This window comes from Candidatus Gracilibacteria bacterium (assembly GCA_041658685.1).
Taxonomy (GTDB): domain Bacteria; phylum Patescibacteriota; class Gracilibacteria; order UBA1369; family UBA12473; genus JBAZZS01.
In genome coordinates this window covers 156,205-169,082 of the sequence record JBAZZS010000003.1, presented here as the reverse complement: position 1 = coordinate 169,082, position 12,878 = coordinate 156,205, and the positions used below count along the sequence as shown (strand labels likewise).

Below are 12,878 nucleotides of genomic sequence, written 5' to 3'. Positions count from 1 at the left end.
ATTAACTCACGATTTTGCGTTTGTCAAGTCCTTTCCAATTCGCTATAATATCCCCACTAAAAAATAACCCACAGTCCATGAAAATTCTCATTTACGGCAAAGGATTTCTCGGAAATCATTTCCTAAACTTCTTCAACGCACAAGGTGAAACCTCCCTCTTTGGAAACGCCAACATCGGTGACATCGATGCCGTGCGCAAAGACCTCGCCCAAGAAACCCCGGATGTGGTTCTCAACTGCGCCGGCAAAACCGGACGTCCCAACGTGGACTGGTGCGAAGACCACAAACAAGAAACACTCTATTCCAATGTCACAGGCCCTCTTGTCCTCCTTCAAGCTTGCCTTGAAAAAAATATTTATTTTGCTCATTTGGGAAGCGGCTGCATTTACGATGGCGACAATAATGGAAAAGGATTCAGCGAAGAAGACAAACCCAATTTTGACGGCAGTTATTACAGCCGAACCAAAACCGCGTCCGATCAAGCGCTCAAGGAATTTCCCGTACTTCAATTGCGAATTCGCATGCCCATCGATTCCGCGCCCGGACCGCGCAATTTCATCACTAAAATTCTCCAATATGAAAAAGTGGTGAGTGTGGCAAACTCCATGACTGTGATCGACGACCTCCTCCCCACGGCGTACGAACTCATCAAACGTCACCGAACCGGTATCTATAACATGACCAATCCCGGCCTCATCGACCACGCCACCATCCTCGATCTTTATAAAGAAATCGTGGATCCCAATTTCAAATACACCGTCATTCCCCTGGAGGAACTCTATTCCAAAAATTACGCCACGGCCAAACGCTCCAACTGCATGCTCAACACCGACAAACTCGCCAAAGAAGGACTGGCCATGCGCCCCATCGAAGCCGCAGTGCGCGATTGTTTGGAAAAAGGATTTAAAAAACACGCAGCGTAACAAAGTGCCACCCATACATCGCATTCTCCGTGTTGTAAAAATTTAATGCATTCAAAAACCAGCGTTTTATTGTAGTATTACATTAAAACGTGACAACACGCCAAACCTAATACAAAGATACTTTTAACATATTTGTAAAACTCTTTTTTAAAACTGCTCTTGTGACAGATAAAAATGAGGAGAAAGATTAAATCACTTAATATTCTTAACGCCCTCCTCAAATGGCAAAAGCTAAAGTCAAAGCAAAAAAGACAAAAGTAACAAAGAAACCAGCAAAGAAAGCAGTGAAAGGAAAAGGAAAGAAGAAATAAATATTCTTTGCATTTCAAAAAAGCCCGCCTCACACGAAGCGGGTTTTTTTATAAAAACAAATGAGCGCACGCAAAATAAATCAAGACACTCAACGTGTCTTGCAAAATCGTGGCAATCGGTCCGCTCGCGTCCGCGGGATCCAATTTAAGTTTGGTAAAAAAATACGGGACAAAAAGTCCGGTAAAAATCGACGATAAAATTGCCGTAAACAAAGCAACACCCAAAACCAACGCCAACATTTGTCCATAAAAAATCCATCCAATCCCTCCCAATAAAATTCCGAAAAACAACGCGATGGAAAAAATAACTAAAAATTCCCGCCTACAATAACGACCAAAAACAAACCGATGATTGCCGGCCAAATCCCGAATAATCAGCGCCTCCATTTGAGTACGAACCGCATCCCCCATGTACACCACTAAAGGAATAAAACTTGCAAGCACCAAATTAATGGCCAAGGTGGCCTCAAAGGAATCAATCACTTTTGCAACCAACAGCCCGCCAAGCAATCCAAGGATTAACCACGGCAATCGATGCCGAAGCGAGGTCCATAACGACGTCTCAAACAACGGCGAAAATGCATGACTGTTATGAATACCGGCCATACGCAAAATATCTTCGTGCGTTTCATGATTAAGAATGGACAAAATCGTATCACTCAACACCGCGCCTAAAAATTTTCCTTTTTCATCCACCACCGGCACCTGACTGAGATGATGTCGAATCGCAAGATACGCCACTTTTTCTTGGTGATCCGCGGGGCAAACCGAAATCAATGATTTTTTAGTACTGATGTCAGAAACTTTTTTCAACAATGGATAAATATACAAAGCCTTAACCGGGAAAACACCCACCAATTTATGAAATTCATCCACCACATACACATCATGAATACTGGAAAAATGTCGCGCTTCTTTAGTGAGAAGTGTTTTGACTTGAGCCAACGTTGATTGCACAAAAACCACAGGAACACGCCGAGTCATTTGCGCTCCGACGGAATCCGATTTTAATCTTATTTTTTTCACGAGAAAATTGTCGACTGTTCAATGTCAATTGTCAACTGTCAATTATGCCGCTACAATGACCTCGTATGAAGCCTCCTCGTGCCAATGCATCCGTTTTTGCCACTTTTCTTATCCTTGCACTTATCGCGGGCGCAATTTATATGTTTTGGCAAAAAAACAATCCCACACTCCCCACTCCCGACACAATCATTGAATCGGAAACCGTTCCGACCCCTTAATTCAATTCATCCTCATGCCAAAAAAAAGTTCGTCCCAAAAAACGAATTTTGATTTTTCTTGGGACACCCTCACCATTGAAGAAATCTTAAAAAAACACCCTCTTGCCGCCCAAATTTTACAAGACTTTGGGTTATCGTGTTTGGATTGCGCTCTCAACGAATGGGAAACGCTTCAACAAGGCGTTCTCGGCCACGGTATGCCAGAAGAAGCACTGAAAGAAATCAGAGACGTTCTCACCCTCGAATACGATTCCTATCAAAAAGATCTCGAAGAAAAAAAATTGTACATCACACGAAAAGCGCTGCTCAAAATCATCGAGCTCGCGGAAAAAGAAGGCTTAAAAACCTATGGCATTCGAGTGAAAGTGCTTTCGAAAAAAGGGATCGATGGAAATCCGAACTACGCCATGGATTTTGAAAAAAAGGCCAAAAAAGAAGATAAAATCATCCCGTTCGATCACCATGTAATCCTCTACATTGATCCCAAATCCTTCAAAATCATTCAAGGAAGTATGATCAATTTCATGGAAACGTATAACGAAACCGGATTTAAAATCACAAAACTCGAAAAAAAGGTATAAAATTTTCACTTTCACTCCTCAGTTTTTCCTGTTATACTCCACGCACGTAGCAAAGCGAAGTGCGCTTTCCCTCTCTTCTTTTTCTGCATTTCCTTCTCATACGAAATACTAACTTTAAACACTTTTTCTCCATGTCCAATCAAGCTCATTCTCGCTATCATGGGATGACGATGGCCAACCAAACTCGTCCCAAAAGCAGTCAAGCCAAGCGCAGAAATAAGGCCAAAGCTCGTGTTCGCAAAGCCGCGATCATCGCTTCCCGAAAGGATTCCTAGTCCCTCTTTAATATCCCTTCCCATGGCCTATTCTCGCAACGCTCGCCTTTTTGTATGGATCATTACGATTTTATTCGTGGGATTCATGCTGTTTACATCCCTGGCGCCGCAAGCCGTCGCTCCGAGTCAAACAACCCCTCCGACAGAAGAAAACACGACCACAAATCCCGATCTCACTCTTTAAAACCCTCCGGGGCCATTGCCCATGTTTTTTAAACGGAAAAAACAACCCACGGTTTCGGGTTTTTCACATCCGCGATTACGCCCTCGCGTACAATCCAGACGAACCTCTGTTTCAAACCAAAAATCAACGCTTTCAAACCCTCTCTCCTCGACATCAAAACGCACTCCGCGCCGAGGATTGCGTGGATTTTTCGCAAAACTCAAACGACCTTTTTTACTCATTGTGATTGGCGTAATTCTCATCAGTATTACCCACACTCTTTTCATTTCTCCTCGATTCAATATTGAAAAAATCGCCGTCACCCAAGATGGAGAATCGCTCGAAACCCATCCGCTTTTAACCCTTTTTCAAGAAATTAAAGATTCGAATATTTTTCTTTTCAATGCCGACCCTTTTTACGCATTTCTTTTGGAAGAATACCCGGAATACGAATCCATTCAGATTAAAAAAACACTACCCGACACACTGCTCATTGAACTCACCACTTACCCGAAAGTCGCCAATCTTCTCCTGAAAACCTCGGACAACAAAGAAACATATTTTCTCCTCAACAGCAGTGGCCGAATCCTTTCCACCGAAACGCAAATGGAAGGACTTCCGCTCATTGTGGTTGAGCGCGAACAAAGCATTCCGGAAGGAACACTGCTCGTTCCTCAAGATCAACTGGCTTTTATTCTCGACTCCATCCAAACCTATGAAGACAAATTCGGAATGAAAGTGACGTACGCTCTTTATCTCCCCATTGAACGAGAGGTCCATTTGTTCACGGAACGCAATTTTTACGTATGGCTCGACCTCACCCTCGATCTCGACGAGCAACTCACCAAATTAAAACTCGCGCTTTCCAGTCTCAATATTTACGAGGAAAGCATTGACTACATCGATTTACGCATCGAAGGCGTGAATGGAGAAAAAATAATTTTTAAAAGAAATTAATATGCGTTTTGCTTTCTTCGGTCTCATTATCGGGTTAATCATCGGATTGCTTATCCAGGTCAATATCCCCTTGGAATACACCAAATACACCGCAGTCATCATCATCGGATTATTAGACGCCCTGTTTGGTGCGGCCCGTGCCGAAGTCAAAGCCGACGGCTACAACTCGATTATTTTTCTATCCGGATTATTTTTCAACATTCTTCTCGCTTCCGGAATCACATTTCTCGGAGATAAACTCGGACTCGATCTCTATCTCGCGGCCACCGTGGTATTCACTTATCGTATTTTCGGAAATGTGGGAATCATCCGCCGAACACTTTTGCAAAAATGGACGGCAAAAGCGGATTAAGTTACTTCAGCTTTTAACGGGCGGGAAAGGGAAATTTTTGTAAAAATTTTCAACGTTTCGCTCCCATTTAAACAAAAATTCTTCCTGACCGCTCGTTATTTCATTGAAATTTTCCTCTTTCTCCTGTATAATTGAGTCAATATAGCAATAAAAATCACATATTAAATATGAATTCTTCTTCCCTTTCCCGTATTCGAGACCTCATTGAAAAAGCCGAGGCCAATTTAACAGCGGCCCGACAAATTCTCGCTTCTTTGGACGGAGAAAAAGTCGAAGGCGGAAAAACTCTTTCCTTGAATGAAATGGCTTCCGGACTTTCGATGTCTTCTTTTGGAGACACCCAAATCCTTGAAGGTATTTTTGACGGACAAAACATGATCGGACCGAATGAAAAAATTTACACCGTGGCCGTAAATTACGCGAGCAAATCCAAACTCATCCCCGGAGACCGACTCAAACTCACGATTCAGGGCAACGGATCCTTTTTATACAAACAAATCGGACCCATTGAACGCAAACACGTCAAAGGTGTTCTTTCTCTTGAAAACGGCGAATATCACGTCTTAGCCGAAGGCAAAAGCTACAAAGTGCTCCTCGCCTCCGTCACCTATTTTAAGGCTTCGATCGGCGATGAACTCACCTTCATCATTCCCGCTCAAGGCGACTCCGAATGGGGCGCAATCGAGAACGTTATTCCCACGCACTAGACATCACGCACGAAGCGCAGTGCGCTCCCCTCCCCCCGCATTCCAATTTCAATTCAAAAATAAAATCTTCTAACCAAAACAAAAATGGACGACCAAAATCAAAACACTCCCAACCCGATCGAAGGCGCACTCAAACAGATTCAAAACTGGTTTGTGAGCGGTGATTTTGAAAAGGTAAAACAAGGATGTGAAGAAATTCTCCATGTGGCACCCAACAACAGCATTGCGCAGGATCTCTTGAAAAAAGCGGATGAAAAACTCGGAAAAACGACGGAAATGTCAACCTCGGAACCCTCACCGATTCCTTCTCATGAAATGCCCATAGAATCTATTCCGGGAATGCCCCCCGATGATATCGATGACGACCTTATCTCAAGCCCGACCGGAGCCGTCCCCCCCGAAGAAATGCAAGACCTCGAAGATTTGGAGAAAAAAAATCCAAGCACACTTTTCATCAATTTATTGATCTTGGCCGGATTGTTCATCCTCGGAATCGGACTTGTGTACGGATACGAAACATTCATTAAAGATTCCGATCAGCCTGTGGTGGAAAACACAACCACAGACGAATCCACGGACGAATCCACGATCGATGAAACAATCATTGACCAAACCACACCGGATGAAATCATAACCGATGAAACGCCCCCAACCGAAACGGAAAACACGGCTACGACTCGCAACGAAAAAAGGCTTATTGATCTTGAAACCATCGAAAAAGCACTCATCGAATATTACGATGCCAACAAACAATATCCAACCGCGGATACAATCAACACCGTACTCGTGGAACAAGGATTTTTAAGCGAACTTCCTCTTCCTCTAAAAAAAGATATTTACACTTACGCGGTGTATGAAAACACGCTCGGGCCCAATCAAGATTACATCTTGAGCGCTCCGTTTGAAAACGACGACAAAACCATCGGATCTTGGACCACGGGAGGAAATCGCTTTGAACACGCGGATTACAATGACTTATCTCAGCCAAATGTAACGATTCTTGATCCCACCATGACCGAGGAAGAATATCTAAATCAAACACCCGCAGAGGAAACTCCAACGGAAAATACCCCAGACGACAACGGCGGAAGAATCCACAGAACCTAACAGACACCACGCACGTAATTTAAAATCTAAAATTTCTCATTTCCCATGAACGGCATTCAACAACTTCTTCGCGCCTCGGTAGACCGCAAAGCCTCGGATCTTTACATCGGCAGCGGCGCCAAGCCCATTCTTCGTATCAACGGAGAGCTTGTCCCCATTGACGACCATCCGATTCTCGACAAAAAAACCGCGGAAATATACCTCCTCGAGGTCATGGACGATCCCCTTAAAAAAAAATTGCAAAATTCTTCGGATTTGGATTTTTCAATTGAAGCGGATGGAATTGCTCGTTTTCGTGTGAATATTTTTGTGCAAAGAAATGGAATCAGCGGTGTGTTTCGTGTGATTCCGGAAGTCCCGTTGAGTTTGGAAGAGCTCCAACTCCCCCCTCAAATTCAAGCCCTGACTTCACTTCGCAAAGGACTCATTCTCATCACCGGTCCCGCAGGTTCCGGAAAATCCACCACCCTCGCGGCCATGATTAAATCCATCAACCATTCACAAAAAAAACACATTCTCACCGTGGAAGACCCGATTGAATTCCTTCATCAAAACAACTTGTCCGTGATTGAACAACGCGAAGTCGGCACCCACACCGTGAGTTTCAGCCGTGCGCTCAGAGCTGCGTTGCGTGAAGATCCGGATGTAATTCTTGTCGGAGAAATGCGTGATCTTGAAACCATCAGTTTGGCCATCACGGCCGCAGAAACCGGGCATTTGGTGATTTCCACCCTTCACACCCAAGGCGCGGCAAATACGGTCGATCGTGTGATTGACGTTTTTCCTCCGGATCAACAAGCTCAAATTCGAACCCAACTCGCCTCAACCTTGGAAGCGGTGATTTGGCAAAAACTCCTTCCCGCGGAAAAAGAAACGGTCAACGGCACCAAGCGCATCGCGGCTCTCGAAATTTTACTGTCTAATCACGCAGTCAAAAACCTGATTCGAAAAGGTCAAACCTATCAAATCGACTCAGTGATCGAAACCAACCGAAAGGACGGCATGCAAACCATGAACCACTCTCTCAAAACACTGCTCGAACAAGGCCTCATTTCCGAAGAAACCTATCAAAAAAACGTGCAGGAATAAATTAGGGCTCCGGGTTTGCTACGAGCTCTGCGAATTCTTCCTCGGTAGCATTAACAAGAATCTCTGGCTGTGTTGAGAATCCATTCTCAGTTATGGTTTGAGCCACTTGAAGAATTCTACAAGGGCCCGATTCATCGCCAGGGACTCCCCCAAAACGGGGCTCAGTCCATTCTTTTGACTCACACGCCACCTCATAATGCTCAATAAGAGCCGTCGGGGTCACGGTAACTCCATCGTAAAACAGCCACGTATCCCCGGTCTCAAGATATTCTTCTTCATGCAGATAAGCTTTTGGAATTGGAAGATCCTCAAACAATCCATCCGTCGTCATGCCAAAAACATAATAACCGCTCATATAACCGTGAGGATCTGAAGGTTTTTGAACTAAAAGATAATCGTATAGAGAAGAATCAAAATGGACCACCGTGATTCTAAATTCATTCATATCTCTATCGATTTCATCTTGCTTGATTGCGGTCCAAGAGCCGTTCGTAAACCTAAAAACATCCAAATAAGCCTTTTGCACGGGTCTCCCATATTTAGAGATAACATCATCCATTTCATATTCAATGCCGTATTCTTTTTTCCCATCACTATCGAGATCAAACTCATAAATGGTTTTAATCACAGCATTCACAGGGATGAGAGATTCGGCATCAAAAATTTCAGACAATAAAACAACCGATTCCTCAATAACAGGAGTCTCCTCAATCGTTTCCGGGACTACGGTCGTATCGACAGGAAGCGAAGCCCGCTGCTGGCAAGCAACCCCAAACACAATTAAAGCAACGAGCGTAATATAAAATGCTAATATTCGCTTGTGGCTCATAAAAAAAATACAAAGGAAAATACAGGGGAAAAGAAAAAATCGTTAAACGATTTTTTCTGGTGGAGCTAACGAGATTCGAACTCGTGACCTCTTGCATGCCATGCAAGCGCTCTAACCAGCTGAGCTACAGCCCCACAATGAAAAGTCTTTTTCAAAAAACGACACCCCTTTTTATACCATGCCTTACAAAAAACACCAGTATTTTCTCTCTCCGGCAATTGCCTAACCTTATTTTTTCTGGTATAATAATGAGATGAAAAAACTAATTCTCCTCTCAACCCATCTAATTTTATGGGCCGTATTGTGCCCTTTTTTCTTAATCTCATTCCAATCTGTCACTTTTGCTCAAACCATCACCATCCCCAGCAATCTAAACAATACGGAATCCTTTGACGTGGGAGACATCTTAAATGTCAACGATGAACAAGGAACAGCCATCCAAGGGCAAGAATATTTATCCGAAGACAGCAAAACGCCCCTTCTTTCATTCATTTTAGACACCATCAATTTTATCACACGCATCATCGGAGTCATCGCCATGGGCCTGATTGTAATCGGCGGAATCCGCATGATTGTTTCGCAAGGCAGTGAAGATCAACTCCAAAAAGGAAAAGCCTTACTTGAAACCGCGATTGTCGGTCTTGTGATTTCAATGTTTTCCTATATCATCGTCCGTTTTGTGCAATCAATTTTCTATCTGCAATCTTAATTCAAGATTTTTTTATGAAAAAACCCCTTCGAAAAATCATTTTTACACTGAGTCTCTTTTCTCTGTTTTTATTGGGAGGGATTGCAACCGCAGATGCGGTTTACTGTGATTCAACTGAAGGAAAAAGCTTAAATCAACTCGCCTCGGAAACCGGAGACAGCACCATAATCATGGAAATCACCGAACCCCTGGGTTCTTTTGATCAAAAAATCACCAGTGGAGGAATTGATGTAAGCGCCGTATATTGGAAATTCACTTGTAAAGCAACGAGCTCAACAGGGTCAACAACAGATAAAACAACGGAAACTTACTATAGAGCCTATAGTAAAGGTTGCCCCGTGGACGCCACCTGCACCCTTGTTCAAATCATTCGCGGAACCTCGGGCACTGGTATCCTCAAAACTTACATCGCCGTGATTTATCGCTGGGCCGCCGGCATCGTTGGAATCATTGCGGTTTTGGTTATCGTAATCAGCGGCATCCAAATCTCCATGGATCAAGGCGGTGGCGAAAGCATTGGGGCAGCTAAAACCCGCATCATGCAATCCCTCTCCGGATTGGTCGTTCTTTTCCTTTCCGCGCTCATTCTTTACACCATCAATCCAACTTTCTTTCAAAAATAATATGACGACAACTTTTCTCAAAAAAATAACAGTCCTCGGATTATTCCTCATGGTTTTAGGGTGGAGCGGAGCCTTCTCTCCTCTTTTAACGCAAGCCGCGGGAAGAGAAATCGCCGCAGAGAACACAGTGACCATGCCCATTGTCTCCCACCCGGACCTCCTCCCCGGCCCTGCCGAGGGAGACGATCAAGAAGCTGTCCAAGAATACTTCCAAGAACAAGCCATCCCCACATTTATCAGCACCTTTCTGGGACTGGTGGCGGGACTGGCCGTACTTTCACTCATCATCTCGGGGCTTAGATTTATTCTGGCTTTTGGAGGAGAAGAAGGGATCACCGCCGCCAAAAAAAACGCCTTATGGGCCGCCGTAGGATTGGGAATCGCCATCCTCGCCTACGCCATTGTTTCCATCATCAACACCATTCCAATGCCAAAAGGCACCTACAACCCTGAAACTCAACAACAAATCGAATACGACAGCATTTAATTTTTCTCTTATGAAATTCAAAATAATACTCATCGCTCTTCTGACTTTTTCTTTGACCCTATTGTTGGCCGCTCCGCTTGTGCAAGCCGCCGACGATCCGGCCGATGAATTCACAGATGCCATTGAGGAAACCGACACCTCTTCCATGGAAGGTGATATGCCGGACTACTCCACCGAATCAACTCCATCCACCCCGGCAACAGACCCCTGTGACTCCCCCGCAAACCTCTCCAGTGAACAAAAACTCGAATGTCTCTTCCCCAACGAACAAGCCCTCATTGAGGGATCTCCTCAGGGGGATCAAGGCTCAACCAGCCTCCCCAGCGGCAATCTTTTTACGGATTTTCTTCCCTTTTTCATCAACACCGCATTGGCCATCACCGGCACACTTATTTTCATTGCACTGCTGTATGGCGGGTATCTGTTTGTCATGTCCAACGACAACGAAGAATCCATCAATCAAGGTAAAAAAATCATGACTTATTCCGTGATCGGTGCCATCATCGTCGCCATTTCTTACGCCGCCATCTACGGCCTCGTCTATTTGAATCTTGATTAAAAATTCCATAATGAAAAAAACAAAAATTCTCATGATCGGCCTCCTGGTCAGCGCCATGCTTTTCCTCCCTCAAGGAAACACGCTCCAAGCCCAACTCGCTATCCCCTCCGATCTCCATCCGGAATATGCGCCCGAAGGCTGGGCAGAATTACATCCCGATGAAGCCGGGACCAAGGCTGAAGACAAATTCGGATCCGACGCCATCAACTGGATCATTGCGGATATCATTGTGGTTTTATTACAACTCGCCGGAGTCTTAGCCATTTTCTTCATCATCTACAGCGGATTCACTTATGTACGCGCCTTTGGCCAAGAAGAAACGATTCAATCGGCAAAAAAGGGGCTCACATGGGCCATTTTAGGGCTTTGTCTTGTGATCCTTTCCTACGCCATTGTTCAAGCCATCATTCGCATTACGCTCAGCGTATAGCTACGCCAACCTCGGGAACAAAGACTCCCCTTTTTTCACAATTGTGCCTTGTTTTAAACGACCCCATTCGTGAAGCGCATTGCCTTCTTTTTCGGTTTCCGTAACCCCCAATTGTTCACGCATTTTCGCCGTGGTCCCGGGAATAAACGGCTCCAGCAACCAACTCACATGCCGCAATCCTTCCAAAAGCACATACAACACTTCATGTAACTTTTGCGTGTCTCCGGCCTTAGCCAGAGCCCACGGCTTTTCCGTTTCCACAAAAAGATTGGCTGCATTCAAAACTTCAAGCACGCCCTCTTCAATCGCTTTTTTAAGATTAAATTGCCCCATCGCAGCCTCCATCGTTTTCCACGCCACTTCCATTTGCTCGATCGCGCCCTTGTGTTGCACCGGCGCCGGCACTTTGCCTTCGCAATATTTTTCCGTCATCGCCAAAGTGCGACTCAGCAAGTTTCCCAAATTGTTCGCCAAATCGCTGTCGTACACGATCCGAAATCGTTCGGTATTGAAATCTCCATCATCATCCGTCGGAATTTCTCTCAAAAGAAAATACCGAAGCGCATCCACTCCATACTCCTTCACCACCGCAAAAGGATCCACCACATTCCCGAGGGATTTGCTCATTTTTTGTCCGTTCGACGTGATAAAACCATGAATCAAAATTTGCTTGGACGACGGCAATCCCGCAGACATCAACATCCCCTGCCACATATTCGATTGCTGACGTAAATTGTCTTTTCCAGCAATTTGCACCCCGGGCCAAAACTTTGAAAAATTCCCATCCTCCTGAGGCCATCCCAAGGTAGAAATATAATTCACGAGTGCATCAAACCACACATACATCACATGAGCCTCATCTCCGGGCACCGGCACGCCCCACGGCATTTTGGCTTTGAGCCGGGAAATACTAAAATCCTCAAGCCCTTTTTTCGTGAATTCAATCATTTCCGTAAGCCGATGTTCCGGCAAAACAAATTCCGGATTCTTTGAGTAAAGTTCCAACAACGGTTTTTGATACGCGGAAAATTTAAAAAAATAATTTTCTTCCTCAATGGACTCGAGCGGCATATTCGGATGAACCGGACAACGACCGTCTTCATTGAGCTCGGACTCGGTTTTTCCCAACTCACACCCCACGCAATATTTCACTTTATAATTTTTCTTATAAATATCGCCTTTGGCCGCACACCGTCTCCAAAACTCCTGCGCCGCAGCGATATGATCCTCGTCTGTGGTCCGAATGAATTTATTATAGGAAAGATTAAGTGCCACCTTAAGCGCATCAAATTTAGCCGCATATTCGTCACAATATGCTTTTGGCTCTTGCTGAGCCTCCAACGCTTTTCGATAAATTTTCACCCCATGCTCATCGGTCCCGGTATTGAAAAAAACCTCATCTCCGCACAACCGACGATATCGAGCGATCGCATCCGCCTGAATGATCTCCAACGCAAAACCGATATGCGGATCCGCATTCACATACGGAAGTGTGGTGGTGATGTAAAAAGGAGCCATTGACTAAATATTAA

The 12,878-nt window shown here is 44.6% G+C and carries 18 protein-coding genes and 1 tRNA gene; 15 read left to right on the top strand and 4 right to left on the bottom strand.

Going from position 1 to position 12,878, the window contains the following annotated elements; all coding sequences use genetic code 25:
• Nucleotides 1–77: 77 nt before the first annotated feature.
• The gene (locus WC882_05315) at nucleotides 78–923 is read left to right on the top strand and encodes a sugar nucleotide-binding protein (protein ID MFA5843052.1); all 846 of its coding nucleotides are present in this window, start codon (nucleotides 78–80) and stop codon (nucleotides 921–923) included.
• Nucleotides 924–1,282: 359 nt separating this feature from the next.
• Here WC882_05315 and WC882_05310 read toward each other — a convergent pair whose 3' ends face one another.
• Nucleotides 1,283–2,260: a magnesium transporter gene (locus WC882_05310; protein ID MFA5843051.1), complete on the bottom strand. Its 978-nt coding sequence runs from the start codon at nucleotides 2,258–2,260 to the stop codon at nucleotides 1,283–1,285.
• Nucleotides 2,261–2,325: 65 nt separating this feature from the next.
• Between WC882_05310 and WC882_05305 the strand changes: the two genes are divergently transcribed.
• The 9 genes from WC882_05305 (at nucleotide 2,326) to WC882_05265 (ending at nucleotide 7,709) form a co-directional block, all read left to right on the top strand.
• Nucleotides 2,326–2,478: a hypothetical protein gene (locus WC882_05305; protein MFA5843050.1), complete on the top strand. Its 153-nt coding sequence runs from the start codon at nucleotides 2,326–2,328 to the stop codon at nucleotides 2,476–2,478.
• A gap of 14 nt (nucleotides 2,479–2,492) precedes the next feature.
• The gene (locus tag WC882_05300; protein MFA5843049.1) at nucleotides 2,493–3,059 is read left to right on the top strand and encodes a DUF1858 domain-containing protein; all 567 of its coding nucleotides are present in this window, start codon (nucleotides 2,493–2,495) and stop codon (nucleotides 3,057–3,059) included.
• A 131-nt stretch (nucleotides 3,060–3,190) separates the two neighbouring features.
• The gene (locus WC882_05295) at nucleotides 3,191–3,334 is read left to right on the top strand and encodes a hypothetical protein (GenBank protein MFA5843048.1); all 144 of its coding nucleotides are present in this window, start codon (nucleotides 3,191–3,193) and stop codon (nucleotides 3,332–3,334) included.
• A gap of 22 nt (nucleotides 3,335–3,356) precedes the next feature.
• A complete protein-coding gene (locus WC882_05290) occupies nucleotides 3,357–3,518 on the top strand; it encodes a hypothetical protein (GenBank protein MFA5843047.1) in 162 nt (53 codons plus the stop codon).
• Nucleotides 3,519–3,533: 15 nt separating this feature from the next.
• Nucleotides 3,534–4,454: a hypothetical protein gene (locus WC882_05285; protein ID MFA5843046.1), complete on the top strand. Its 921-nt coding sequence runs from the start codon at nucleotides 3,534–3,536 to the stop codon at nucleotides 4,452–4,454.
• A gap of 1 nt (nucleotide 4,455) precedes the next feature.
• Nucleotides 4,456–4,806 carry a small basic family protein gene (locus tag WC882_05280; protein MFA5843045.1) on the top strand — a complete coding sequence of 117 codons (351 nt, stop codon included), beginning with the start codon at nucleotides 4,456–4,458 and terminating at the stop codon, nucleotides 4,804–4,806.
• A 167-nt stretch (nucleotides 4,807–4,973) separates the two neighbouring features.
• Nucleotides 4,974–5,513, top strand: coding sequence for a hypothetical protein (locus WC882_05275; GenBank protein ID MFA5843044.1), 540 nt, complete (start codon nucleotides 4,974–4,976; stop codon nucleotides 5,511–5,513).
• 84 nt (nucleotides 5,514–5,597) lie between these two features.
• Nucleotides 5,598–6,620, top strand: coding sequence for a hypothetical protein (locus WC882_05270; protein ID MFA5843043.1), 1,023 nt, complete (start codon nucleotides 5,598–5,600; stop codon nucleotides 6,618–6,620).
• 45 nt (nucleotides 6,621–6,665) lie between these two features.
• Nucleotides 6,666–7,709, top strand: a complete 1,044-nt coding sequence (locus tag WC882_05265) for a type IV pilus twitching motility protein PilT (protein ID MFA5843042.1) — start codon at nucleotides 6,666–6,668, stop codon at nucleotides 7,707–7,709.
• A gap of 1 nt (nucleotide 7,710) precedes the next feature.
• On the opposite strand, the gene WC882_05260 is transcribed toward WC882_05265, so the two are convergent.
• Nucleotides 7,711–8,538: a hypothetical protein gene (locus tag WC882_05260; GenBank protein ID MFA5843041.1), complete on the bottom strand. Its 828-nt coding sequence runs from the start codon at nucleotides 8,536–8,538 to the stop codon at nucleotides 7,711–7,713.
• Between the two features lie 57 nt (nucleotides 8,539–8,595).
• A tRNA-Ala gene (locus WC882_05255) sits at nucleotides 8,596–8,672 on the bottom strand.
• Between the two features lie 119 nt (nucleotides 8,673–8,791).
• On the opposite strand from WC882_05255, the gene WC882_05250 reads away from it, so the two are divergent.
• The 5 genes from WC882_05250 to WC882_05230 are packed head-to-tail and all read left to right on the top strand — an operon-like array spanning nucleotide 8,792 to nucleotide 11,346.
• The gene (locus WC882_05250) at nucleotides 8,792–9,247 is read left to right on the top strand and encodes a hypothetical protein (protein ID MFA5843040.1); all 456 of its coding nucleotides are present in this window, start codon (nucleotides 8,792–8,794) and stop codon (nucleotides 9,245–9,247) included.
• A 14-nt stretch (nucleotides 9,248–9,261) separates the two neighbouring features.
• Nucleotides 9,262–9,870, top strand: coding sequence for a hypothetical protein (locus tag WC882_05245; GenBank protein ID MFA5843039.1), 609 nt, complete (start codon nucleotides 9,262–9,264; stop codon nucleotides 9,868–9,870).
• 1 nt (nucleotide 9,871) lies between these two features.
• Entirely contained in the window at nucleotides 9,872–10,357 is a 486-nt protein-coding gene (locus WC882_05240) for a pilin (protein MFA5843038.1), read from the top strand.
• Nucleotides 10,358–10,367: 10 nt separating this feature from the next.
• Nucleotides 10,368–10,916, top strand: coding sequence for a hypothetical protein (locus WC882_05235; protein ID MFA5843037.1), 549 nt, complete (start codon nucleotides 10,368–10,370; stop codon nucleotides 10,914–10,916).
• Between the two features lie 10 nt (nucleotides 10,917–10,926).
• Nucleotides 10,927–11,346, top strand: a complete 420-nt coding sequence (locus tag WC882_05230) for a pilin (protein MFA5843036.1) — start codon at nucleotides 10,927–10,929, stop codon at nucleotides 11,344–11,346.
• Here the strand turns inward: WC882_05230 and metG are convergent, their stop codons facing one another.
• A complete protein-coding gene (metG, locus tag WC882_05225; GenBank protein ID MFA5843035.1) occupies nucleotides 11,347–12,864 on the bottom strand; it encodes a methionine--tRNA ligase in 1,518 nt (505 codons plus the stop codon).
• Between the last annotated feature and the right edge of the window lie 14 nt (nucleotides 12,865–12,878).